At 71.7% G+C, this 23,624-nt stretch carries 21 protein-coding genes; 2 read left to right on the top strand and 19 right to left on the bottom strand.

What is annotated here, in order from left to right; genetic code table 11:
* Nucleotides 1-8 precede the first annotated feature (8 nt).
* The 8 genes from OG361_RS27895 to OG361_RS27860 form a co-directional block, all read right to left on the bottom strand.
* A complete protein-coding gene (locus OG361_RS27895) occupies nucleotides 9-251 on the bottom strand; it encodes a hypothetical protein (RefSeq protein WP_386296505.1) in 243 nt (80 codons plus the stop codon).
* Nucleotides 248-1,747 carry an Asp-tRNA(Asn)/Glu-tRNA(Gln) amidotransferase subunit GatA gene (gene gatA, locus OG361_RS27890; RefSeq protein WP_384570837.1) on the bottom strand — a complete coding sequence of 500 codons (1,500 nt, stop codon included), beginning with the start codon at nucleotides 1,745-1,747 and terminating at the stop codon, nucleotides 248-250. The genes OG361_RS27895 and gatA overlap by 4 nt, the downstream gene beginning before the upstream one ends.
* Before the next feature lie 2 nt (nucleotides 1,748-1,749).
* Entirely contained in the window at nucleotides 1,750-2,046 is a 297-nt protein-coding gene (gene gatC / locus OG361_RS27885) for an Asp-tRNA(Asn)/Glu-tRNA(Gln) amidotransferase subunit GatC (protein ID WP_015036350.1), read from the bottom strand.
* A 105-nt stretch (nucleotides 2,047-2,151) separates the two neighbouring features.
* Nucleotides 2,152-4,266: a putative bifunctional diguanylate cyclase/phosphodiesterase gene (locus tag OG361_RS27880; RefSeq protein ID WP_405857828.1), complete on the bottom strand. Its 2,115-nt coding sequence runs from the start codon at nucleotides 4,264-4,266 to the stop codon at nucleotides 2,152-2,154.
* Between the two features lie 313 nt (nucleotides 4,267-4,579).
* Nucleotides 4,580-6,760 (bottom strand): NAD-dependent DNA ligase LigA, encoded by a 2,181-nt coding sequence (ligA, locus tag OG361_RS27875; RefSeq protein ID WP_405857826.1) that lies wholly within the window; start codon nucleotides 6,758-6,760, stop codon nucleotides 4,580-4,582.
* 32 nt (nucleotides 6,761-6,792) lie between these two features.
* Nucleotides 6,793-7,791: a methionine synthase gene (locus tag OG361_RS27870; protein ID WP_405862466.1), complete on the bottom strand. Its 999-nt coding sequence runs from the start codon at nucleotides 7,789-7,791 to the stop codon at nucleotides 6,793-6,795.
* A 70-nt stretch (nucleotides 7,792-7,861) separates the two neighbouring features.
* On the bottom strand, nucleotides 7,862-8,560 hold the full coding sequence (locus tag OG361_RS27865) for an SDR family oxidoreductase (RefSeq protein ID WP_405857824.1): 699 nt from the start codon (nucleotides 8,558-8,560) through the stop codon (nucleotides 7,862-7,864).
* Between the two features lie 7 nt (nucleotides 8,561-8,567).
* Complete coding sequence (locus OG361_RS27860; protein ID WP_384570827.1) at nucleotides 8,568-9,107, bottom strand: TIGR00730 family Rossman fold protein; 540 nt, start codon at nucleotides 9,105-9,107, stop codon at nucleotides 8,568-8,570.
* A 98-nt stretch (nucleotides 9,108-9,205) separates the two neighbouring features.
* Between OG361_RS27860 and OG361_RS27855 the strand changes: the two genes are divergently transcribed.
* Nucleotides 9,206-9,991, top strand: a complete 786-nt coding sequence (locus tag OG361_RS27855) for an alpha/beta fold hydrolase (RefSeq protein WP_405857822.1) — start codon at nucleotides 9,206-9,208, stop codon at nucleotides 9,989-9,991.
* Between the two features lie 186 nt (nucleotides 9,992-10,177).
* Here the strand turns inward: OG361_RS27855 and mnmA are convergent, their stop codons facing one another.
* On the bottom strand, nucleotides 10,178-11,317 hold the full coding sequence (gene mnmA / locus OG361_RS27850; protein WP_405857819.1) for a tRNA 2-thiouridine(34) synthase MnmA: 1,140 nt from the start codon (nucleotides 11,315-11,317) through the stop codon (nucleotides 10,178-10,180).
* Nucleotides 11,318-11,377: 60 nt separating this feature from the next.
* Between mnmA and OG361_RS27845 the strand changes: the two genes are divergently transcribed.
* Nucleotides 11,378-12,037, top strand: coding sequence for an N-acetylmuramoyl-L-alanine amidase (locus OG361_RS27845; protein WP_405857817.1), 660 nt, complete (start codon nucleotides 11,378-11,380; stop codon nucleotides 12,035-12,037).
* Nucleotides 12,038-12,057: 20 nt separating this feature from the next.
* On the opposite strand, the gene OG361_RS27840 is transcribed toward OG361_RS27845, so the two are convergent.
* The 10 genes from OG361_RS27840 to OG361_RS27795 all read right to left on the bottom strand — a co-directional run bounded on the left by OG361_RS27840 (nucleotide 12,058) and on the right by OG361_RS27795 (nucleotide 23,540).
* A complete protein-coding gene (locus OG361_RS27840) occupies nucleotides 12,058-13,221 on the bottom strand; it encodes a cysteine desulfurase family protein (RefSeq protein WP_405857815.1) in 1,164 nt (387 codons plus the stop codon).
* A gap of 129 nt (nucleotides 13,222-13,350) precedes the next feature.
* Nucleotides 13,351-14,226, bottom strand: a complete 876-nt coding sequence (locus OG361_RS27835; RefSeq protein ID WP_405857813.1) for a thioesterase family protein — start codon at nucleotides 14,224-14,226, stop codon at nucleotides 13,351-13,353.
* A 23-nt stretch (nucleotides 14,227-14,249) separates the two neighbouring features.
* On the bottom strand, nucleotides 14,250-14,927 hold the full coding sequence (locus tag OG361_RS27830; RefSeq protein WP_405857811.1) for a trimeric intracellular cation channel family protein: 678 nt from the start codon (nucleotides 14,925-14,927) through the stop codon (nucleotides 14,250-14,252).
* Nucleotides 14,928-15,168: 241 nt separating this feature from the next.
* Complete coding sequence (locus OG361_RS27825) at nucleotides 15,169-16,374, bottom strand: ABC transporter ATP-binding protein (RefSeq protein WP_405857809.1); 1,206 nt, start codon at nucleotides 16,372-16,374, stop codon at nucleotides 15,169-15,171.
* A gap of 8 nt (nucleotides 16,375-16,382) precedes the next feature.
* Entirely contained in the window at nucleotides 16,383-17,507 is a 1,125-nt protein-coding gene (locus OG361_RS27820; protein WP_405857807.1) for an ABC transporter ATP-binding protein, read from the bottom strand.
* The gene (locus OG361_RS27815; RefSeq protein ID WP_405857805.1) at nucleotides 17,504-18,502 is read right to left on the bottom strand and encodes an ABC transporter permease; all 999 of its coding nucleotides are present in this window, start codon (nucleotides 18,500-18,502) and stop codon (nucleotides 17,504-17,506) included. The genes OG361_RS27820 and OG361_RS27815 overlap by 4 nt, the downstream gene beginning before the upstream one ends.
* A gap of 114 nt (nucleotides 18,503-18,616) precedes the next feature.
* Complete coding sequence (locus tag OG361_RS27810; RefSeq protein ID WP_405857803.1) at nucleotides 18,617-20,386, bottom strand: ABC transporter substrate-binding protein; 1,770 nt, start codon at nucleotides 20,384-20,386, stop codon at nucleotides 18,617-18,619.
* A gap of 110 nt (nucleotides 20,387-20,496) precedes the next feature.
* Entirely contained in the window at nucleotides 20,497-21,534 is a 1,038-nt protein-coding gene (locus tag OG361_RS27805) for an ABC transporter permease (protein ID WP_405857801.1), read from the bottom strand.
* Nucleotides 21,535-21,897: 363 nt separating this feature from the next.
* Nucleotides 21,898-22,689: an enhanced serine sensitivity protein SseB C-terminal domain-containing protein gene (locus OG361_RS27800; protein WP_405857799.1), complete on the bottom strand. Its 792-nt coding sequence runs from the start codon at nucleotides 22,687-22,689 to the stop codon at nucleotides 21,898-21,900.
* Between the two features lie 110 nt (nucleotides 22,690-22,799).
* A complete protein-coding gene (locus OG361_RS27795) occupies nucleotides 22,800-23,540 on the bottom strand; it encodes an enhanced serine sensitivity protein SseB (protein WP_384568414.1) in 741 nt (246 codons plus the stop codon).
* Between the last annotated feature and the right edge of the window lie 84 nt (nucleotides 23,541-23,624).

Genomic DNA, 23,624 nt, shown 5'->3' with positions numbered 1-23,624 from the left:
TTTCCCTCTCAGCCCAGCAGGACGTCGTCGTCGCCCAGGCGCTTGAGCTCCCGGTAGAGGATCGCCAGGCCGGTAACGATGGCGGCGGCGGACACGGCGGAGTCGATCAGCCGCAGCATGTCGTTGTCGTTGCGGGCCAGCTTGGCCTGCTTCGCGACGCTGATGGCACCGAACGCGGTGGTCGCCAGCGAGACGTAGACGCCGGTCTTGGACTTCTTGAAGTTCTTGGCCTTCTTTGCCATGGCACTCATAGCGACGGAGCCTCCTCAAGCAGCGGATGCCCCCACTTTTCCACGAAGGCGGCCTCGACGGCGGCGCCGACCTTGTAGAGCCGGTCGTCCTTCATGGCGGGAGCGATGATCTGCAGGCCGACCGGCAGACCGTCCTCGGGCGCGAGGCCGCAGGGGAGCGACATGGCGGCGTTGCCGGCCAGGTTGGTCGGGATGGTGCACAGGTCCGCGAGGTACATCGCCATCGGGTCGTCGGCGCGCTCGCCGATCGGGAAGGCGGTGGTGGGGGTCGTCGGGGAGACGATCACGTCCACCTCCTCGAAGGCCTTCTCGAACTCGCGGGTGATGAGCGTGCGGACCTTCTGCGCCGAGCCGTAGTACGCGTCGTAGTAGCCGGAGCTCAGCGCGTACGTACCGAGGATGATGCGGCGCTTCACCTCGTCGCCGAAGCCGGCCTCACGGGTGAGGGCCGTGACGTCCTCGGCGGACCGCGTGCCGTCGTCGCCGACCCGCATGCCGTAACGCATGGCGTCGAAGCGGGCCAGGTTCGAGGAGCACTCGGACGGCGCGATCAGGTAGTACGCCGACAGGGCGAGGTCGAAGGTCGGGCAGTCCAGCTCGACGATCTCGGCGCCCAGCGACCTGAGCAGCTCGACGGACTCGTCGAAGCGCTGCACGACACCGGCCTGGTAGCCCTCGCCGCGGAACTGCTTGACGACACCGACGCGCATGCCGGCGACCGAGCCGTTGCGGGCGGCCTCGACGACCGGCGGGACCGGGGCGTCGATGGAGGTCGAGTCGAGCGGGTCGTGCCCGGCGATCGCCTCGTGCAGCAGCGCCGCGTCCAGGACCGTACGGGCGCAGGGGCCGCCCTGGTCGAGGGAGGAGGAGAAGGCCACCATGCCGTAGCGGGAGACCGCGCCGTAGGTCGGCTTGACGCCGACGGTGCCGGTGACGGCGGCGGGCTGGCGGATGGAGCCGCCGGTGTCCGTACCGATGGCGAGCGGGGCCTGGTACGCCGCGAGGGCGGCCGAGGAGCCGCCGCCGGAGCCGCCGGGGATCCGGGTCAGGTCCCAGGGGTTGCCGGTCGGACCGTAGGCGCTGTTCTCCGTGGAGGAGCCCATCGCGAACTCGTCCATGTTGGTCTTGCCGAGGATGACGACGTCGGCGGCCTTCAGGTTCTTGACCAGGGTCGCGTCGTACGGCGGGATCCAGCCCTCGAGCATCTTCGAACCGACGGTGGTCGGAATGCCGACCGTGGTGAAGATGTCCTTGAGCGCGAGCGGGACGCCGGCCAGCGGGCCGAGCTTCTCGCCCCGGGCGCGCTTCTCGTCGACGGCGCGCGCCTGGGCGAGGGCGCCCTCGCGGTCGACGTGCAGGAAGGCGTGGACCTTCTCGTCGACGGCCTCGATACGGGCCAGGTGGGCCTCGGTCACCTGGACGGCGGTGAGCTCGCCCGCGGCGATCTTCCCGGCGATCTCGGCGGCCGTGAGCTTGATGATGATGTTGTCCGTCATGACTAGTCCTCCCCCAGGATCTGCGGCACCTTGAAACGCTGCTGCTCCTGGGCCGGGGCGCCGGAGAGCGCCTGCTCGGGGGTGAGCGACGGACGGACCTCGTCCGCGCGCATGACATTGGTCAGCGGCAGCGGGTGGGAGGTCGGCGGTACGTCTTGGTCGGCGACCTCGGAGACGCGGGCGACCGCGCCGATGATGTCGTCGAGCTGGCCGGCGAAGTGATCGAGTTCTTCGCCCTTCAGCTCCAGACGCGCCAGCCGTGCGAGGTGGGCGACCTCCTCGCGCGTGATGCCAGGCATGCGGATCCTCACGGGGTGAGCTTGATGGTGTTGGCCCATCCTATGGGGCCCGCGCCGCTCCCCGTGAAACGGTTCGGCCGGAGCCGGGCCCGATCGGTCGACCCCCTACTGCACGACCTGGCCCGAGGGGTGGTCCAGCTCGACCTCGGCCGCGATGTCGGCGGGGCGGCGCCAGCCGTGTTCGCCGCGGGCCAGGAGCCAGGCGGTCGCTTCGGCGGGCGGCATCGCCGCGGCGACCAGCCAGCCCTGGACGGCGTCGCAGCCCAGGTCGCGGAGGCGCTCCCAGGTCTCGTCGTCCTCCACTCCCTCGGCGACGACGACGAGGCCGAGCGAGTGGGCGAGGTCGAGGGTGCAGCGGACGATCTCGGCGTCCTCGGTGTCGACGGCGAGCCGGGCGACGAAGGAGCGGTCGATCTTCAGTTCGCTGACGGGCAGCCGGCGCAGGTGCACGAGGGAGGAGTAGCCGGTGCCGAAGTCGTCGAGGGACATCTTGACGCCGTGGCCGGTGAGCCCGTTGAGCGTGTCGGCGGCCCGCTGGGGGTCCTCCAGGAGCACGTGCTCGGTTATCTCCAGCTGGAGCGCTCCGGCCGGGACCCCGTGGCGGGCGAGGCGGGCGGCGACGGCGCCCGCGAAGCCGGGGGTGTGGACGTCGCGCGGCGAGACGTTGACGGCGACCGGGACGTTGAGGCCCTGGGCGCGCCAGCGGGCGACCTGGGCGAGGGCGGTCTCCAGGACGTACTCGGTGAGGTGGGGCATGAGGCCGGAGGACTCGGCGATGGCGATGAACTCGTCCGGCGGGACCTTTCCGCGCTCCGGGTGGACCCAGCGGACGAGCGCCTCCAGGCCGGCGACCTGGCCGTCGAAGCGGACCTTGGGCTGGTAGTGGAGCTCGACGTCGCCGGCGTCGAGGGCGCGGCGCAGGTCGCCGAGGAGGCCGAGCCGGTCGGGGGTGTTGGAGTCGCGCTTCGACTCGTAGACCTCGACACCGGTGCGGTCCCGCTTGGCCTGGTACATGGCGACGTCGGCGCGGCGCAGCAGGCCCTCGGCGTCGAGGGCGTGGTCGGGGAAGACAGCGACGCCGGCGCTGGCCTCCAGGACGAGGGTGAGTCCGTCGAGGTCGAGCGGGGAGGAGAGTTCGGCGACGAGGTGGCGCGCGACGCGCTGGGCGCTGGTGGTGGAGTCGGCGGTGGGCAGCAGGACGGCGAACTCGTCTCCGCCGAGCCGGGCGGCCTCGGCTCCGTGCGGCAGGGCGAGCCGGAGCCGGTCGGCTATCTGGAGGAGGAGGCGGTCACCCGCGAGGTGCCCGAGGGTGTCGTTGACCGATCGGAAACGGTCGAGGTCGATCAGGACGAGGGCGGCGCGGGTGCCTACGCCCTCGGCCTCCTCCAGGGCGGTCCAGGCCCGCTCCAGGAGCCACTGGCGGTTGGGGAGCCCGGTCAGCGGGTCGCGCAGCTGCTCCTCGGCGCGGGCGCGGGCGATCCAGAGGGTGGAGTCGAGGGCGATGAGGGGGACGGCGAAGAGCGGCAGCAGGACGGGCCGGGAGGCGGCGACGACGCAGATGAGCGGGGCGATGCCGAGCAGGGCGACGGCGACGAGCCCCTGCCGGAGGAGCGCGGTGCGGGCGATGGTGGGCAGTCCGCGGCCCTGGGGCGCGAGCGTGTACCACAGGAGGATCCGGGTCACCACGAGATAGGCCGCCGCGGCGAGGACGACTTCCGGGAGGTCCTCGATCGACCAGTCGAGGGGCTGCCAGGGCTGTTCGACGGTCGGTACGTCTCCGAAGAGGGCGAGGACGAGGGCGGCGGCGCCGACGCCGAGGACGTCGGCGGCGCCGTGCAGGAGGCCCTGGCGCCAGCGGTGCCGGCGGGCCGCGCCGACGAGGGCGACGACGGTCAGCGAGACCAGTCCGGCGGGCACCCAGCCGTACAGCAGGAGGACGGCGAGGGTGAGGGCGGCGCCGGAGCCGGTGCCGCCCCACCAGCGGTCGCGGCCCAGGGCGACCAGGTGGCCGACGATGAGGCCGGTGAGGAGGGCGAGGGACCAGCCGACGACCCCGCCGGGGAAGAGTCCGTGTCCGGTGCTCAGGGCCCGCTGGAGGCCGACGACGAGCACGACGGCTGCGATACCCACCACGGCTGCGGGCAGCCGGGAGGGGAAGCCCGTGGGGACCACACGGCCGTACGGCCGTGGGCCCGGGGCGGCGCTCTCGGTCGGTTCCATTCCCGTCCCTCTCACAGGCGGCGGTGCCGTCGGTGTGCGATGGGCCGCGGTCGCGCGGCCGTCCGTGGTCCGGCCCTCCGCCATGCGGCCGCCACCGGGCGGCCGTTCCTCATGCCACTTGGCCGTTCGTCCTGGGCACGCCCGACCGGCAAGCCCTCGCTCGGCCGTGCGGGACAAGACGCACGGTCACCACACTAGGCCGCCGAGGGCTCCGACGGGCAGCGCTCTCCATGTCTTGCCCGAATGCGGACCGGCCACCCGTAACGATCTGGTATGCGCCGAACGGGTGAGCTTTTCGCGGGGTGGAGGGCGGCTACCCGGCGACCGGGACCGCGGCCTCCCGAGCGGCGTCGGGACCCTGTTCGAGCAGGACCGAGAAGCCTTCCTCGTCGAGAACCGGAACCTTCAGCTGCATCGCCTTGTCGTACTTCGAACCAGGGTTTTCACCCACCACCACGAAGGCGGTCTTCTTCGAAACGGAACCGGTCACCTTCGCTCCGAGCGCCTGGAGGGACTCTTTCGCGCCATCCCTGGTGAACTTCTCCAGGGTGCCGGTCACCACGACCGTGAGGCCCTCCAGCGGACGCGGGCCCTCGTCCTCGCCGGCGCCCTCGTCCTCCAGGGCGACTCCAGCGGCGCGCCACTTGCGCACGATCTCGCGGTGCCACTCCTCGGAGAACCACTGCTTCACGGCGGCGGCGATGATCCCGCCGACCCCGTCGACGGCCGCGAGCTCCTCCTCGCTCGCCTGCTCGATCCGCTCCAGGGAGCGGAACTCACGGGCCAGCGCCTCGGCCGCGACCGGCCCCACGTGCCGGATCGACAGTCCGTTGATGAAGCGGGCGAGCGGGCGCTCCTTGGCCGCCGCGATGTTCTCCAGCATCGACAGGGCGTTCTTCTTCGGCTCGCCCTTCTGGTTGGCGAAGACCGTGACGATCTTCGCCTCGCCGGTCTTCGGGTCCCGCTTGGGGAGCCCGCTGTCCGGGTCGAGGACGTACGCCTTGATCGGCAGGAGCCGCTCGATGGTGAGGTCGAAGAGGTCGCCCTCGTCCACCAGCGGCGGCTCGGCCGGCTCCAGCGGGCGGGTCAGCGCCGCCGCGGCGACCGCGCCGAAGTTCTCGATGTCCAGGCACTGGCGTCCGGCGAGGAAGAAGAGCCGCTCGCGGAGCTGGGCGGGGCAGGTCTGTGCGTTCGGGCAGCGGAGGTCGATGTCGCCCTCCTTCATCGCCTTCAGCGGCGTCCCGCACTCCGGGCACTCGGCCGGCATCACGAACTCCCGCTCGCTGCCGTCCCGCAGGTCGGCGACCGGCCCGAGGATCTCGGGGATCACGTCGCCGGCCTTGCGCAGCACGACCGTGTCGCCGATCAGCACGCCCTTGGCCTTCACCACCTCCTGGTTGTGGAGGGTGGCGAACTCGACCTCGGACCCGGCCACCGTCACCGGCTCCACCTGCGCGTACGGCGTGACGCGACCGGTGCGGCCGACACCGACCTTGATGTCGACCAGCTTGGTGTTGACCTCCTCCGGCGCGTACTTCCAGGCGATGGCCCAGCGCGGGGCGCGTGCGGTGGAGCCGAGGCGGCCCTGGAGGGGGATCTCGTCGAGCTTGACGACGACGCCGTCGATCTCGTGCTCCACGGAGTGGCGGTTCTCGCCGAAGTACGCGATGAACTCCCGCACGCCGTCGAGCGAGTCGACCACCCTGTTGTGCCGGGCGGTCGGCAGGCCCCACTCGCGCAGCAGCTCGTAGGCGTGGGAGAGGCAGTCGATGTCGAAGCCCTCGCGGGCGCCGATGCCGTGGACCACCATGTGGAGCGGACGGGAGGCGGTGACCTTGGGGTCCTTCTGGCGGAGGGAACCCGCCGCCGCGTTGCGCGGGTTGGCGAAGGGCTTGTCCCCCGCCTCCACCAGGCGGGCGTTGAGCCCCTCGAAGGCCTCCATCGGGAAGTAGACCTCGCCGCGGATCTCGACGAGCTCCGGGACGCGGTCGCCGTGCAACCGGTCCGGGATGTCGGCGATCGTCCGCACGTTGGGCGTGATGTCCTCGCCGGCGCGGCCGTCGCCGCGGGTCGCGGCCCGGGTCAGCCGCCCGTGCTCGTACGTCAGGTTCACGGCCAGGCCGTCGACCTTGAGCTCGCACAGGTAGTGGTAGTCGGGGGTGCCGACGTCCCGCGCGATCCGCTCGGCCCAGGCGGCCAGTTCCTCGTCGTCGAAGGCGTTGTCCAGGGAGAGCATGCGCTCCCGGTGCTCGACGGAGGTGAAGTCGGTCTCGTACTGCCCGGCGACCTTCTGGGTCGGCGAGTCGGGCGTGCGCAGCTCCGGGTACTCCTCCTCCAGCGCTTCGAGCGCGCGCAGGAGCGTGTCGAACTCGCCGTCGCTGATGACCGGCTGGTCCTTCACGTAGTACCGGAAGCGGTGCTCCTCGATCCGCTCCGCCAGGTCGGCGTGCTTCTCCCGTGCCTCGGCGGGCGGGGCCCCCTGTTCGACTGCCACCTTCGTCCGTCCTCCCGTGCCTCGAAACCCGGTCACTCTGGGTTGTCCGCGAGCGATCTCGCCGCCCGGGCGCAGTGGGCGAGCGCCGCACGGGCGTAGGCGGGCGAAGCGCCCGCGAGCCCGCACGTGGGGGTGACGACCACGGACTCCGCGAGAATCCCCGGATTCAGCCCCAGCCTGCGCCACAGCGTCCTGACACCCATGACGCTACCGCCCGGGTCCGACAACGGGCCGTCGGTGGACGGCACCACACCGGCGAAGAGCTTCGTGCCGGCCTCCACGGTCTCGCCGATCGTCTCCTCGTCACGTTCGGTGAGGAGCCCGAAGTCGAACGAGACCCCGGCGACGCCGGCCCTGCGCAGCAGCGCGAAGGGGACGTCGGGGGCGCAGGAGTGGACGACCACCGGCCCGTCGTGGACCGCGATCACGTCCCGCAGGGCGCTCTCCACGACCTGCCGGTCGACGGCCCGGTAGGTGCGGTAGCCGCTGGCGGTGCGGACGTGTCCGCGCAGGACGGCGGTGAGCGAGGGCTCGTCGAGCTGGAGGACGACCCGCGCGCCGGGGACGCGCTTGGCCAGCTCCGCGAGGTGGGTGCGGAGTCCTTCGGCGAGGGAGCCGACCAGATCGCGGCAGGCGCCCGCGTCGCCGAGGGCCGCCTCGCCGCCGCGCAGTTCCAGGGCGGCGGCGAGGGTCCACGGGCCGACGGCCTGGACCTTGAGCGGGCCCTCGTACCCCTGGGTGAACTCCTCCAGGGCGTCCAGGTCCTCGCCGAGCCAGGAGCGGGCCCGCTTGGTGTCCCGGCCGGGCCGGTCGCTGATCCGCCAGCCGCTCGGCTCGACGTGCGCGTACATGTCGACGAGCATGCCGATGGTCCGGCCGATCATGTCGGCGCCGGGCCCGCGGGCGGGCAGCTCCGCGAGGAAGGGGAAGTCCTCGAAGGAGCCGGTGACCGTCCTGGCCGCCTCTCGCGCGTCGCCGCCGGGCATGGACCCGACGCCGGTGGCGGGGGACCAGAGTCTCGTGTCGCTCATGTCGGTGCCGCTGATGTCGGTGCCGCTCACGCCGGTTCCGCTCACGCCGGTGTCGCTCATGTCCACCGTCCTACCGTCCCGGACGGACGGTCAGGTCGTTGATCTCGGCGTCGCGCGGCAGGTCGATCGCCGTCAGGATCGCCGTCGCGACCGACTCCGGGTCGATCCACTTCGACGCGTCGTACTCCTTGCCCTCCTGCTGGTGCACCTTCGCCTGCATGGGGCTCGCGGTGCGGCCCGGGTAGACCGAGGTCACCCGCACCCCGTTGGCGTGCTCCTCGTGGCGCAGGGAGTCCGCGAGGGCCTTCAGGCCGTGCTTCGAGGCCGCGTAAGCGCCCCACTCGGCGTGCGCGTTGAGCCCGGCGCCCGAGTTCACGAAGACGACATGGCCCTTGGAGACCCGGAGCTGCGGCAGGAAGTGCCGGGTCAGCTCGGCGGGGGCGACCAGGTTGACGTTGAGCTGCTGGTGCCAGGCTTTCGGGGTGAGCTCCCCGATCGGCCCGAGGTCGACGACGCCCGCGATGTGCAGGAGGCCGTCCACCCGGTCGGGGAGGCTCTGGTGCGAGAAGGCCCAGGAGAGCCGGTCCGGGTCGGCCAGGTCCCCGACGAGGGTCCGGGCGCCGGGGAAGGCGGCGGCGAGCTCCTTGGCCCGCCCCGCGTCACGCGCGTGGAGCACGAGGTCGTCCCCGCGCGCGTGGAGGCGGCGCGCGACGGCCGCGCCGATGCCGGAACCGGCTCCGGTGATCACATGTGTAGCCATGGGAGCCATGCTCCCATCAGCGGGAGCCGATGTTGTCCTCCAGATACGCGAGGGCCGTCCGGCCGTCCTCCGCGAAGAAGACGAGGTCGGCGAGGGGGAGCGGGAGGAAGCCCTCGTCCTCCATGCGGTGGAACTGGGCCTTCAGACCGTCGTAGAAGCCCGCCGTGTTGAGCAGGACCACCGGCTTGGCGTGCTTGCCGTGCTTCTTCAGCTCCAGGATCTCGGTGGCCTCGTCGAGGGTGCCGGTGCCGCCCACCATGACCACGATCGCGTCGGACTTGGCGAGGAGGAGCGCCTTCCGCTCGGCCAGATCCCGGGTGGTGACCATCTCGTCCGCGTTCGGGCGGGCCTTGGCGGCGAGGAAGTCGACGGAGACGCCGACGAGTCGGCCGCCCGCCTCCTGGACGCCGTCGGCGACGACCTTCATCAGTCCCGAGTCGGAGCCGCCCCAGACGAGGGTGTGACCGGCCTTGCCGAGAAGACCGGCGAACTCGCGCGCGGGGGCGGTGTAGCGCTCGTCGAGGTCGGCGGCGGAGAGGAAGACGCAGATGTTCATGCGCTCCACCGTAGGGCCTGACCAGCGGCTTCCAAGATTCTTCGGGAAATCCCCCCGCGTGGCGATGAGTTCCGGTGACGGGCCGGGTCTGCACTGCCATGGACGAGGTGGACACCACGCTGAGCAGGGTCCGGGGACGGGTCACGTCCCGGGACGGGACGCCGATCGCCTACGAGCGGTACGGGGACGGGCCGCCGGTGGTCCTGGTGAGCGGGACCCTGTGCACGGCCGCGAGCGAGCGGCCCCTCGCCGGGTTCCTGGCCGGGCGCTTCTCGGTCGTGGCGTACGACCGGCGGGGGCGCGGCGGGAGCGGCGACACGGGACCGTACGCGGTGGAGCGGGAGATCGAGGACCTGGCGGCGGTGGTCGGGGAGGCCGGGGCCGGCGCGGCGCTGCACGGGACGGGCACGGGGGGCGCCCTGGCGCTCGCCGCGGTGGCCGCCGGGCTGTCGACGGGTCCCGTGTCGGTGTACGAGCCGCCGTACTCGGCGGAGGCCGCCGTACCGCACGGCAGGGCGGCGGCGCTGCTCGGCCGGGGGCAGCGGGGCGCCGCCCTGGACCTGTTCCTGGCGGAGTCGGCCGTACCGGTGGCCTGGCCCGGCCGGGAGGAGCTGGCGTCGACGCTCGCGTACGACCACGCCGTCCTCGGCGACGGGACGGTGCCGGAGCGGCGCCTCGCCGGGGTCCACGCGCGCGTGCTGGTCGTCGACGGGGGCGCGAGCCCGGTGTGGGCGCGCCGGGCGGCCCGCGCCCTGACGGCGGTACTCCCCCGGGCCCGCCACCGCACGCTGACGGGCCAGACGCACGAGGTGGCCCCGCACGTCCTGGCGCCGGTCCTGGAGGACTTCCTGACGGACGACCGGGAGACGAGCGGGGCGGCGTAGGCGCCGGAGCCAGGGCGTGTGTCGAAAGTAGCGCCGTCTGCCCGAAGGGCAGGCCGGGCGGTGTCCGGTGCGTGCGATCGCAAGGCGGAGGGTCGCCCCGATACTGGATGTATCGGGGTGATCCCGACAACGCGGCGAGCGTGCGTGCCGGGCGCCGCCCGGCAGGCGGGACTTTCGACACACGCCCTACGCGGGGGTGGGCTCCGTCGTGCGGCGGGTCGTCGTGGCGATCGTGGCCGAGCCGACCACGCGCGTGCCGTCGTAGAGCACGATCGCCTGGCCGGGGGCGACGCCGCGGACCGGCTCGGCGAAGGCGACCGTGAGCTCGCCGTCCGCGAGGGCGGCCGTCACCTCGGTCTCGCCGCCGTGGGCGCGGAGCTGGGCGGTGTAGCGGCCCGGGCCCTCGGGGGCGGTGCCGCACCAGCGGGGCTTGATCGCCGTGAGGGCGGTGACGTCGAGGGCCTCGGCCGGGCCGACGGTGACGGTGTTGTTCACGGGCGAGATGTCGAGGACGTAGCGGGGCTTGCCGTCGGCGGCCGGGTGGCCGATCCGCAGGCCCTTGCGCTGGCCGATGGTGAAGCCGTACGCGCCGTCGTGGCTGCCGATCTTCGCGCCCGCCTCGTCGACGATGTCGCCCTCCGCCTTGCCCAGCCGGGAGGCGAGGAAGCCCTGGGTGTCGCCGTCGGCGATGAAGCAGATGTCGTGGCTGTCGGGCTTCTTCGCGACCGCGAGTCCGCGCCGCTCGGCCTCCGCCCGGATCTCGTCCTTGGTGGTGAGGGTGTCGCCGAGCGGGAACATCGCGTGCGCGAGCTGCTTCTCGTCGAGCACCCCGAGGACGTACGACTGGTCCTTCGCCATGTCGGAGGCGCGGTGCAGCTCCCGCGTGCCGTCCTCGTTGAGGACGACCGTGGCGTAGTGGCCGGTGCAGACCGCGTCGAAGCCGAGGGCGAGCGCCTTGTCGAGCAGCGCAGCGAACTTGATCTTCTCGTTGCAGCGCAGGCAGGGGTTGGGGGTACGGCCGGCCTCGTACTCGGCGACGAAGTCGTCGACGACGTCCTCGCGGAACCGCTCGGCGAGGTCCCACACGTAGAAGGGGATGCCGATGACGTCGGCGGCCCGGCGCGCGTCGCGCGAGTCCTCGATCGTGCAGCAGCCGCGCGCTCCGGTACGGAACGACTGCGGGTTCGCGGAGAGCGCGAGGTGCACGCCGGTGACGTCGTGGCCTGCTTCGGCGGCACGGGCGGCGGCGACGGCGGAGTCCACGCCGCCGGACATGGCGGCGAGGACCCGGAGGGTGCGGGGGCGCGAGGGCGGGGTCTGAGTCATAGCCCTACCAGGGTACGGGGCCCGGGAACCTTGGTCGCGGGAGTAAGCGTTCTCTGGTGCATGGGGAGCAAGGGGAGCGGGTCGGACAGGCGGGTGGGGCGGCGGGCCGTGCTGCTCGGCGGCGGGGTCGCCGTGGTGGGTACGGCCGCACTGGCCCGGGACGAGCTGGCGCGGCTGTGGTGGCGGCTGCCGGGCATGGAGAAGAAGCGGGTCGACGGAGAGCTCGACCACAAGGGCGCCGAGTGGAGCTCGGCGGCGCGGGCGAACTGGCGGCGGGCCGACCGGCCGGACGACTACCGGATCGACCGGGTCGTCATCCATGTCGTCCAGGGCAGTTACGCGACCGCGCTGAAGGTCTTCAAGAACCCGGGGCACGGGGCGGCGGCGCACTACGTCGTCCGCAAGGACGGTCACGTGGCGCAGATGATCCGGGAGCTCGACGTCGGCTTCCACGCCGGGAACCGCGACATGAACGAGCGGAGCATCGGCATCGAGCACGAGGGCTTCGTCGACCGGCCGCAGGACTTCACGGCCGCGATGTACGCGGGGTCGGCGCGGCTGACGGCCGACATCTGCGCGCGGTACGGGATACCGGTGGACCGGGAGCACATCATCGGGCACGTGGAGGTCGAGGGCACCGACCACACCGATCCCGGGCCGCACTGGGACTGGGACCGCTATCTGCGGCTGGTGCGCGAGGCGTCGAAGAAGCCCGTGTGAGGTGGATGCGGGGGTGGGCCTCAGCTGAGGCCCGCGGTCCTGGCCCGTTCGACGGCCGGGCCGATCGCCTCGGCGACCGCCGCCACGTCCTCCTTGGTGGAGGTGTGGCCCAGCGAGAAGCGCAGGGTGCCCCGGGCCAGGTCCGGGTCGGTGCCGGTGGCGAGCAGGACGTGGCTCGGCTGGGCGATGCCGGCGGTGCAGGCGGAGCCGGTGGAGCAGGCGATGCCGGCGGCGTCGAGGAGGAGGAGCAGGGAGTCGCCCTCGCAGCCGGGGAAGGTGAAGTGGGCGTTGGCGGGGAGCCGTTCGACGGGGTCGCCGCCGAGGATCGCGTCGGGGACGACCGAGCGGACGGCGCCGACGAGCTCGTCGCGCAGGGCGCCGATCTCGCGGGCGAACTCCTCGCGGCGCTCGGTGGCGAGCCGGGCGGCGACGGCGAAGGCGGCGACGGCGGGCACGTCGAGGGTGCCGGAGCGGACGTGCCGCTCCTGGCCGCCGCCGTGCAGGACGGGGACGGGGGTGTACTCGCGGCCGAGGAGGAGGGCGCCGATCCCGTACGGCCCGCCGATCTTGTGGCCGGAGACGGTCATGGCGGCGAGACCGGAGGTGCTGAAGTCGACCGGAACCTGACCGACGGCCTGGACGGCGTCGGCGTGCAGGGGCACGTCGAACTCGGCGGCGACGTCGGCGAGTTCGCGGACCGGCATGACGGTGCCGATCTCGTTGTTGGCCCACATGACGGTGGCGAGGGCGACGGAACCGGGGTCACGGGCGATCGCCTCGCGCAGGGCCTCGGGGTGCACCCGGCCGTGGCGGTCGACCGGCAGGTACTCCACCTCGGCGCCCTCGTGCGTGGCCAGCCAGTCGACGGCGTCGAGGACGGCGTGGTGCTCGACCGGGCTGGCGAGGACGCGGGTGCGGCGGGGGTCGGCGTCGCGGCGGGCCCAGTAGAGGCCCTTCACGGCGAGGTTGTCGGCCTCGGTGCCGCCGGAGGTGAAGACGACCTCGCTGGGCCGCGCGCCGAGAGCGGCGGCGAGCGTCTCGCGCCCCTCCTCGACGGTCCGCCGGGCCCGCCGTCCGGCGGCGTGCAGAGAGGAGGCGTTGCCCGCGACGGCGAGGTGGGAGGTCATCGCCTCGATCGCCTCGGGCAGCATGGGCGTGGTCGCGGCGTGGTCGAGGTAAGCCATGGTGGGTCGATTCTACGAGCCCACCGCGGCGGCCCCGGCGCCTGGCCTGTTTACGCCCCCGCTCACGACGGGGCCCGGGGCGTCCTGACCCCTGGGCCCGGGTCGTCGGTGGGCCCGGGGCCCGGGTGTTCAGGCGCGCGGGGCGCGGGCCAGCTGGCGGGACTGGGCGACCAGGCGGTCGGCGCTGTCCCAGACCTCGGCGTCCTCCTCCAGGAAGCCGCCGGCGAGGTTGCGGGTCGTGATGGAGACCCGCAGCGGGCCGGGGGCCGGGCGGCAGCGGATGTGGGTGGTGAGCTCCACGGTCGGGGTCCAGCCCTTGAGACCGAGCTCGAAGGAGGTCGGCGGCAGCGCGTCGACGGTGAGCAGCAGGGAGAGCGCGTCCGGCTCGCGGCCGTCGGCGAGGCCGAACCAGGCCCGCATCTCGCCCTTGCCGGACGGGGCGCCGATCGCCCAGCCCACACAGGCCGGGTCGAGGCGGAGGTCCAGCCGGTCGGCGATGGCGGAGGAGCCGGGGATCCTCGGGGCCGGGTTGTCGGAGGCGCTGAAGCAGTTCTCTATCGGGGCCATCGCGGGCGGCGTCGCGGTGGTGCGGACGTCGTCGGGGAGGCCGTCGAGGTCGCCGTACGAGGCGAGGACGCGGATGCGCTCGACCTCGGTGCCGTCCTCGGCGTACTGGAAGAGCGAGGCCTGTCCGGTGGAGAGCGTCCGGCCGGTGCGGACGGTTTCGGTCCGGATCACCGCGGGGCCCGGCACGGACGGCGTGAGGTAGTGCGCCGAGATCGTGAACGGGTCGGGGTGCGGGAGGTGGTCGCCGAGGGCGCGGCCGAGCAGGGCGAGGAGGTAGCCGCCGTTGACGGCGTGGATGATCGTCCAGCCGGCGGAGAGGTCGGCGTCGTAGACACCGGGGGCCCGGAGGGTGACGGCGGTGTCGCGGTCGAACTCGGCCGTCGGGGCGGCCGTCGCCTTCACGGTCTCGACGGCGTTCGTCTCGGTGCTCGTGCTCATGGTTCCGACGGTACCGCAGCTAGCTACTGAGCGGTAGCTTTTTCGGGCTCCTCGCGGGCGGAGGAGCGGCGGTTCCAGGCGCGGGGCGCCCGCCAGTGGTAGCGCATCGCGAGGAGCCGGAGCACGAAGGCCGTGAGGACGGCGGCGCCGCTGGTGTACGCGTTGAGCACGTCGAAGCGGATGCAGAGGACCACCATCGTCGCTCCGACGATCGCGGGCACGGCGTACAGGTCCCGGTCCCAGCGCAGCAGGGACGGCACCTCGTTGGCCAGCACGTCCCGCAGGACACCGCCGCCGACGGCCGTAGCGAGCCCGAGCGCGGCGGAGGAGGTGAGGCCGAGGCCGTAGTCGTACGCCTTCGTCGTACCGGTCACGCAGAAGAGTCCGAGGCCGGCGGCGTCGAAGACGTTGACGGCGGTCTGGGTCCGCTCGACCTCAGGATGGAGGAAGAAGACGAGGACGGTCGCGACCAGCGGCATGACGAAGTAGCCGAGGTCGGCGAAGGCGGCGGGGGGTACGGCGCCGATGATCAGGTCGCGGAGAAGACCGCCGCCGAGGGCGGTGACCTCGGCGAGGACCGCTATGCCGAAGACGTCGAAGTTCTTGCGGACGGCGAGGAGGGCGCCGGAGATGGCGAAGACGAAGATGCCGACGAGGTCCAGGGCGTGCTGGACATCGGGGCTGAACAGATCGTGGAGCACCGCCCAATTGTGCCGGTTGCTCTTGAGGGGGCGGCGGCTCCCCCACCCCGCCCCTCCCCGAAACCCTGACGGGACCGGGGGCTCCGCCCCCGAACCCCCGTGCGCGTCCGCTCCGCGCCGCGGGCGCCGGCCCCCGGCCCCACTGCCGTGCGGCGGGCGTCCAGGGGCGACCAGGGAGCCGGCAGCGGCCCGGGTACGCCGGAGGCCCCTGCCGCGTCCGCGCGGCAGGGGCCTCTCGGGGTCACGCCTTCGGTGCGTCGCCCTCGACCGACGGCTCCGCTGCCTCGGCGGCGGCCTCCGCCGTCTCGGACTTCGCCGTCTCGGACTTCGCCGTCTCGGACTTCGCCGTCTCGGACTTCGCCGCGGCGGGCGCGGCCTCCGTCTTCGACACGGCGGCCTCGGTCGCCTCGGCCGCCTCGGGCTTCGTGATCTCGACCGATTCCCGGGCGCCCGGGATCGTCAGGAACTCCGCGTTCTCCGGGTGGTGGCAGGCCACGCGCTGGCCCGGGCGGAGTTCCACCAGCGGCGGCTCCTGGGTCTTGCAGAGCTCCGTCGCCTTCCAGCAGCGGGTGTGGAAGCGGCAGCCCGGCGGCGGGGCGATCGGGGACGGGACGTCGCCGGTGAGCAGGATGCGGTCGCTCTTGGCGCCCCGGCGGCGCGGGTCCGGGATCGGGACCGCGGACATCAGGGCCCGGGTGTACGGGTGCATCGGGTTCTCGTACAGGGACTTGCGGTCCGCGAGCTCGACGATCTTGCCGAGGTACATCACCGCGATGCGGTCCGAGACGTGCCGGATGACCGACAGGTCGTGGGCGATGATCACGTACGTGAGGCCGAGCTCCTGCTGGAGGTCGTCCAGGAGGTTGACCACCTGCGCCTGGATGGAGACGTCGAGGGCGGAGACGGGCTCGTCCGCGACGACCAGCTTCGGCTTCAGGGCCAGCGCGCGGGCGATGCCGATGCGCTGCCGCTGGCCGCCCGAGAACTCGTGCGGGTAGCGGTTGTAGTGCTCGGGGTTGAGGCCCACCAGGCCGAGGAGGCGCTGGACCTCCTTGCGCACGCCGCCCTCGGGCTCGACGCCCTGGAGCTTGAAGGGGGCCGAGACGATCGTGCCGACCGTGTGGCGCGGGTTCAGCGAGCCGTACGGGTCCTGGAAGATCATCTGGATGTCCCGGCGGAACGGACGCATGCCCGCGACGCCGAGGTGGGAGATGTCCTTGCCCTGGAACTCGACGGTGCCGTCGGTGGGTTCGAGGAGCCGGGTGATGAGCCGGCCCATCGTGGACTTGCCGCAGCCGGACTCGCCGACGACGCCGAGGGTCTCACCGGGCAGGACCTCGAAGTCGATCCCGTCGACCGCCTTGACCGCACCGGTCTGGCGCTGGAGAAGCCCCTTCTTGATGGGGAAGTGCTTCTTCAGGCCGGTGACCTTGAGCAGAGGTTCCATGTTGTCGCTCACAGTTTCGGCGCAATCTCTTCGGTCCAGATGCGGGTCCGCTCCTCCTGCGGCATGTGGCAGGCCGAGTAGTGCCGCTCGCCGGCGAGGGCCAGCTCGGGCCGCTGGGTGCGCGTGATGCCGCCCTTGGGAACGTCCGCGTACGGGCAGCGGGGGTTGAAGGCGCAGCCGCTCGGGATGTTGATGAGGCTGGGCGGGTTGCCCTTGACCGGGATGAGCCGCTCGGTCTGCTCGCGGTCGATCCTCGGCATCGAGCCGAGCAGGCCCCAGGTGTAGGGGTGCTGCGGCTCGTAGAAGACGGACTCGGCCGGCCCGCGCTCGACGCAGCGCCCGCCGTACATCACGAGGATGTCGTCGGCGAGTTCGGCGACGACGCCGAGGTCGTGGGTGATGATGACGACCGCGGAGCCGAACTCCTTCTGGAGGTCGCGCATCAGGTCGAGGATCTGGGCCTGCACGGTGACGTCGAGCGCGGTGGTCGGCTCGTCGGCGATGAGCAGCTCGGGGTTGTTGACGAGCGCCATGGCGATCATCGCGCGCTGGCGCATGCCGCCGGAGAACTCGTGCGGGTAGTTCTCGAACCGCTTGGCGGGCTCGGGGATGCCGACCCGGTCGAGGAGTTCGACGGCCCGCCGGCGCGCCGTCTTCTTGTCGACGTCGTTGTGGACGCGGTACGCCTCCACGATCTGGTGACCGATCGTGTAGTACGGGTGCATCGCGGACAGCGGGTCCTGGAAGATCATCGCCATCTCGCGGCCGCGCATCCTGCGGACCTCGTCGGGGTCCGCGGAGAGCAGCTCGCGGCCGTTGAGCCAGATCTCGCCGGAGATCTTCGCCTTCTGGCGGCCGTACTGGCCGACCGTGTGCAGGCCCATGATGCCGAGCGAGGTGACCGACTTGCCGGAGCCGGACTCGCCCACGATGCCGAGGGTCTTGCCCTTCTCCAGCTGGAAGCTGAGCCCGTCGACCGACTTGACCAGACCGTCGTCGGTCGGGAAGTGGATCTTCAGGTCGCGTACGTCGAGGAAGGCGTCGGAGGGGGCGGACTTCCCGGAAGGGGCGGACGTCCCGGAGGCGACGGGCTCTTCCACGGCCGCGCCGGTCTTCGTCAGCTTGTCCGTCATGCGAGCCTCACTCGGGGGTCGATCACTGCGTAGAGAAGGTCCACCACGAGGTTGGCGATGACCACGCAGGCGGCGGTGATGAGGGTGACGGCCAGGATCAGCGGCAGGTCGCGCTCGTTGACGCCCCGGATGGCCAGGGCGCCCAGTCCGTGGAGGCTGAACGCGGTCTCGGTCAGGATCGCGCCGCCGACGAGGGCGCCGAGGTCCATACCGAAGATGGTCAGGATGGGGGTCATGGTGGAGCGCATGGCGTGCTTGCCGAGCACGACCGACTCCGGGAGCCCCTTGGCCCGCGCGGTACGGATGTAGTCCTCGCCGAGGACCTCCAGCATGGTGGCGCGGGTGAGCCGCGCGTACATCGCCGCGTACAGGAAGGCGAGCGTCACCCAGGGCAGCAGCAGGCCGCCGAACCAGCCGCCGAAGGACTCGGAGAGCGGCACGTACGTGGCGTCGACCCAGTCCAGTTGGGTGCGGAAGACCAGCATCGCCAGCATGGCGGTGAAGAAGATGGGGAGCGAGACGCCCGAGAGAGCCGTGATCATCGCCACGCGGTCGATGACCGTGCCCCGCTTGAGCGCGGAGACGACACCCGTGGAGACACCCAGGACCAGCCACAGCACGGCGGCGCCGATCACCATGGAGAGGGTGACGGGGAATGCCTCGACCAGCATCGACCAGACGTCCTGCTCACTGCGGAACGAGTAGCCGAAGCAGGGCGCCGCGCAGTGGATGGTGTCGCCACCGCCGGTGTAGTCACGACCGACGAAGATGCCGGAGACGAAGTGCCAGAACTGCACCAGGATCGGCTCGTCCAGACCCAGCTTCTGCCGGACGGCTTCGATGGCGGCCGGATCCGCCTGCTTGCCGACGAACATCGCGGCAGGATCACTGCCGGTCATCTTGGGGATGAGGAAGAAGATGCTGAGCGTCACGAGGGTGACGACGAGCAGCATCGCGACGACTGCGAAGAGCCGTCGGACTATGTATGCAAGCATGCGGTCGGCCGGTCGGCGGCCGGGGGACCCGATCGGGTCCCCCGGCCGCCGCCCTCGGCCATCACCTGCCCTTCGGACCTGGCGGCGGGTGGTGCGCCGGTGAAGCGGAGCGGATTACTTGACGACGCCGAGCGACGCGTAGTCGTAGCGGCCGTTGTAGGCGTCCGCCGTGTACACGTTGGTCAGCCGGGAGCTGCGCCAGATGATGTTCTTCTCGTGGGTGAAGGGCAGGTAGACCGCGGCCTCCGAGACCTTGGTGTTGATCTGCTTGTAGAGCTCGCCGGCCTTGGTCGGGTCGGTCTCCTTCAGCGCCTGGTCGAACAGGCCGTTGACGGCCGGGTCGTTCAGCTCGGAGAAGTTGTTGTTACCGCTCTGGAGGATGAAGCGGCCGTCGACCAGCGGCTGGAGGAAGCCCTGACCGGTCGGGAAGTCGGCGCCCCAGCCCATGATGATGATGCCGTAGCCCTTGTCCTTGACGACCTTCGGCGAACCGATGATGCCGGAGGTCTGGGCGCCGTCGAACTGGTCGATCTGGGCGTCGATGCCGACGGCCTTCAGCGACTGCTGGAGGGACTCGGCGGTCGCGATCTCGATCTTCTTGTTGTTGCGGACCGCGATCGTGGTCTTGAAGCCGTCCGGCTTACCGCACTTCTTCAGGGCCTCCTTCGCCTTGGCGAGGTCCGGCGCGCCGGCGAGCTTGCCGTACGGGTCGGCCTTCGCGTCGGCACCCTTGAGCGCCGGCGGCAGCATGTTGGTGGCGATGTCGCCACCGGCCTGCGGGCCGCCGCGGGCGGTCTGGAGGGACTTGGAGTCGGCCGCGTAGATGATGGCCTTGCGGCACTCGATGTTGGGGATGACCGTCTGCGGGAAGACCGCGTAACGGATGAAGCCCGTCTGGGGGTTGTCGACGTTGCCCTTGTGCTGCTGGAGCACCTTCTGGCGGGCGGCGGCGCCGACACCCGTCGCGTTGATGTCGAGGTCGTACTCGCCCTCGACCAGACGGTTGTCCATGTCGTCGGCGTTCGTGGTGAACGTGACGCTGATCTTGTCCGGCAGCGCCTTGCGGACGTTGTCGCTCTTGGCGTCCCACTTGTCGTTGCGGACGAGCTTGAGGGACTTGTTGGGAGTGTAGGACTCCCACTTGTACGGGCCGGACGAGAACGGCTTCAGGGTGTACTTGGCCTTGGTGTCCTTGTCCTGGCGGACCGGGGACGCGGCGGGCATGGCCAGCATCTGCAGGAAGTCACCGTTGGCGACCGGCAGCTTGAAGACGATGGTCTTGTCGTCCGGGGTCTCGATCGCCTTGAGGCCGAGCTTGTCCGCGGAGGTGTCCTTGTACGGACCCTTGTACTCACCCTTGGGGTCGAGGACCTGCTGGAGGTAGATCGGGCCGCCGGAGAGGACGTCCTGGGCCCAGATGCGCTCGATGCCGTACTTGATGTCCTTGGAGGTGATCGGCTTGCCGTCCTCCCAGGTCACCCCGTCCTTCAGGGTGAAGGTGTAGGTGAGGCCGTCGGCCGAGACCTTGCCGGTGTCGGTGGCGAGGTCGGAGACGAGCTCGGTGGAGGCGGCGCCCGGCTCCGCCTTGAAGGTCACCAGCTGGCGCGTGTAGTAGCGGGCGAAGTCCCAGACGAAACCGTAGTAGCCGCGCTGCGGGTCCCAGAAGTCCGCGTCCTGCGAGCCGATGAACTTCAGCTCGCCGCCCTTCTTGTCGGAGGCGTTGGCGACCTTGTTCACACCGGCGTTGAAGCCGGGCGCACCGCCCTTGCCCTTGTCGCCGCCGCCGCTCTCGCCGCCGCCACAGGCGGTGGTGACGACCATCGTGGCCGCCGCGAGCAGCGCGCCCGCGGCGATTCTGCGCCTCTGAGAGCTCATCAGAGTCATGGGTCTCGCAACCTCCGGGATAGTGGCGGCCGTTACGTCGGTCCGCCGTTGGGGGATGAGCCTCCTGTCGCCAGCGGCAGGGGCGGGTCTTGGGTGTCGTCGACGAGCGGTCAGCGGGAGCCCTTCGGGTCGAGCGCGTCACGCACGCCGTCGCCGAAGAGGTTGAACGCCAGAACGGTGATGAAGATCGCGAGGCCGGGGATCACCATGAAGAGAGGGTCCGCCTCGTAGGTGGTGATGGCCGTCGACAGCATCTGTCCCCAGGAAGCGGTGGGCGGCTTCACACCCGCGCCGAGGAAGCTGAGCGCCGCTTCGGTGAGGATGTTGGTGGGGATCATGAGGGTCGCGTAGACCGTGATCGGGGCGATCAGGTTGGGCAGCAGCTCGCGGCGGAGGATGTAGAGGCGACCGGCGCCGAGGCTCTGGGCGGCCTCGACGTACTCGCGGTTGCGCAGCGAGAGGGTCTGGCCGCGGACGATGCGGCCCACGTACGGCCAGCCGAAGAAGCCGATCACGACCACCAGGGCGGCGATACGGACGCCGGAGCCGTCGAGGCCGAGGAGTTCGTTCGGCAGGACGGAGACCAGGGCGATCGTGAAGAGCAGCTGCGGGAAGGCGAGCATCACGTCCATGACCCGGCTGAGCACCGCGTCGATCCAGCCGCCGAAGTAACCCGCGACGATGCCGAGGACGGTGCCGAGGACGACCGCGAAGACCGCCGCGAGGAAGGCGACGAGCAGCGAGATCCGGGCGCCGTAGACGATCCGGCTGAAGACGTCGCGCCCGTTGACGGGCTCGACGCCGAGGAGGAAGTCGGAGCTGACGCCGCCCCACGAGCCGATCGGGGTGCCGAAGAGCGGGTCGATCTGGTCCTCGTGGAACTCGTCCGGCGGGTGGCCGAGGAGTCCGACGATGACCGGGGCGAAGATCGCGACCAGGATGAGGAAGACGACGACGAAGGCGCCGGCGAGGGCGAGTTTGTCGCGCTTGAGGCGGGTCCAGGCGATCTGCCAGGGCGACCGCCCCTGGATCGCCTTGGCGGAGGTGTCGGGGGTGCCGGAGTTGTCCGGTGTGCCGGGAGCGTCGGGCGTGCCGACGACGGTGGCGGTCGACTCGCCCGCACTCGTCTCGTGCAGTGGTGCCGTCATCGTGGTGAGGACCCCTCTCGGCCGCCGGTAGCCGGCCCTTGCCCTGCCGCGGGTAGCGGCTCGGTGGAACAACCTGCTGGGCATCGGTTCGATAGGAGCCGAACGCCCGGTGTTCCGGGGAGTCTTCAATGCGTTCGCGATCACCCGCCAGCCCTGACGAGGAATGTTTGCTCAAACGTGATGCGGTGCTGCGACTTCCGTTATCCGGACGTCGTGATCACCTGAGCGGACCATCTCGGGTCCTCTTCCCCCCAATCGGACATGTAGCGCAACTAGGCGTTCGAGGTGCGGTATTGGGACGAACGACGGCCTCCGGAGAAGACTCCGGAGGCCGGTGGGAAGCAAGGGTGAAAGCGTGACGTCTCAGTATCCGGACGGGGTCGGCGGAGGGTAGCCGTACCCCGGAACGGCGGCGGATCCGCGTCCCGCGTGCGCCTCGCGGTCGTAGAAGGGGCGCGCGTTGGCACCCAGCCAGAGCGCCACCGGGTCGTACGCGTCGGAGAGCGCGACGGTCGAGACGGGCAGCCCGTCGGGCACGGCGGAGATCGACTGGCGCATCATCGCCCGGACCGTGTCGACGGCGGCCGCGGAGGTGTCGTACAGGTCGAGGCCGATGGCGAGGTACGGGGAGCCGAGCGCGGGCTGCACCCAGCCGCGGCGCAGCGACCGGACGGCCGACGTACGGTGCGCGTTCTGCGTGAGCAGGGCGTAGAACTGCGGGATCTCCAGCGCGGGCTCGCTGACGCGCAGGGGTCCCGCGGGCATCCGGTCGAGGCCGGTGGCGATGCGGCGCAGATCGGCCCAGGGGATGCCGACGCCGCCGCCGGGGGCGTGCGGATTCAGCCAGATGCCCCAGCGGTCGGGGTAGAGGGCGCGGGCCATCTCGCGGCCGGTGACGAGCTCGTGGGCGCGGTTCCAGCCGGAGGCGGCGAGCTCCTGGGCGGAGGTGACGCAGGGCGCGTAGCCGAAGCCGTCGACCTCCATGTTCCCGTACTGGGCGTCGGGCGAGCCGGGCGAGCCCTGCCAGAGCAGCATCCAGACCTCGCCGTCGGCCAGGGCGTGCAGCAGCCTCTCGTACGCGTCGTAGCGTCCGGGTGCCACCTGGCGCAGCATGTGCTCGACCTGTCCGGCCGCAGCGGTGCCTGACGCGCTCACCCTGGGTCCCACCCCTCTTCCGTTCACCACGTCTGTCCAGCTACCGATTCAGTTCCTTCAGCTTAGGGCCGCCTCGGCTCAGAGCCGCCGGACACCCCCGAGGTGGCCGCTCACCCGGCGGCACGCCGGTAGAAGGGGCGCACCCGCTCCTGCATCCAGTCGCCGACCGGGTCCTGTGCCATGTCGAGCAGGATGAGGTTGACCGGCCAGGCGACCTCGACCCGGCCGAGGGCGCGGCCGAGGGCGTCCAGGGGCGCGGTGCGGTCGGCGCCCTCCCAGTGGAGGAGCCGGACGCCGATGAAGAGGACCGGCTCGGTGCCCTCGACGCTCGCGAGCGCGCGGTGGGCGGTGGCGACCACGCCGGTGGCCTCGAACTCGGCGGAGGCGGCGGCGAGGAAGTCGACGGGGTCGTCCTGCCAGTCGGGCTCGAAGAGGCGGACCCGGCCGCCGCTGGCGGGGCCGTCGAGCGGGGTGCGGCCGGCGCGGCAGAGCTCGGCGACGGCGGGCGGGGGCAGCGGGAGGCCGACGGTGCCACCGGGGTTCACGGCGATGCCGAGCTGCGGGGGCAGCCCGCGGGCGAAGTCGCGGGCCGGGGCGACGGTGAAGGACATGTGGCCGCCGACACAGGCGAGGAGCTGCTCCTCGGAGCTGAAGACGGGGACGTAGGCCGCGCCGTCGATCTCCATGGTGGCGAGGTCCAGGTCGGGGCTGTCGGGGCCGCCGCCGTTGGGCAGGGGCACCCAGACCTGGCTGCGGCCCAGCACCTCGACCAGTCGGCCCCCGGCGGCGGGGTTGCCGAGCGAGGCGGCCAGCACCTCTTCGAGCTCATTGCCCGGCCACGTCACGTCCACGGTCCTCTTCCCCTTCTCGCGGGGGCGCGCCCTCCCGCACCACCCCGCAGCACCCTAACGCCGCCCTGACGCGGTCGTGGCCAA

This window comes from Streptomyces sp. NBC_00090, from assembly GCF_045160815.1.
GTDB lineage: Bacteria > Actinomycetota > Actinomycetes > Streptomycetales > Streptomycetaceae > Streptomyces.
This window is presented reverse-complemented; position numbering and strand designations above follow the sequence as displayed.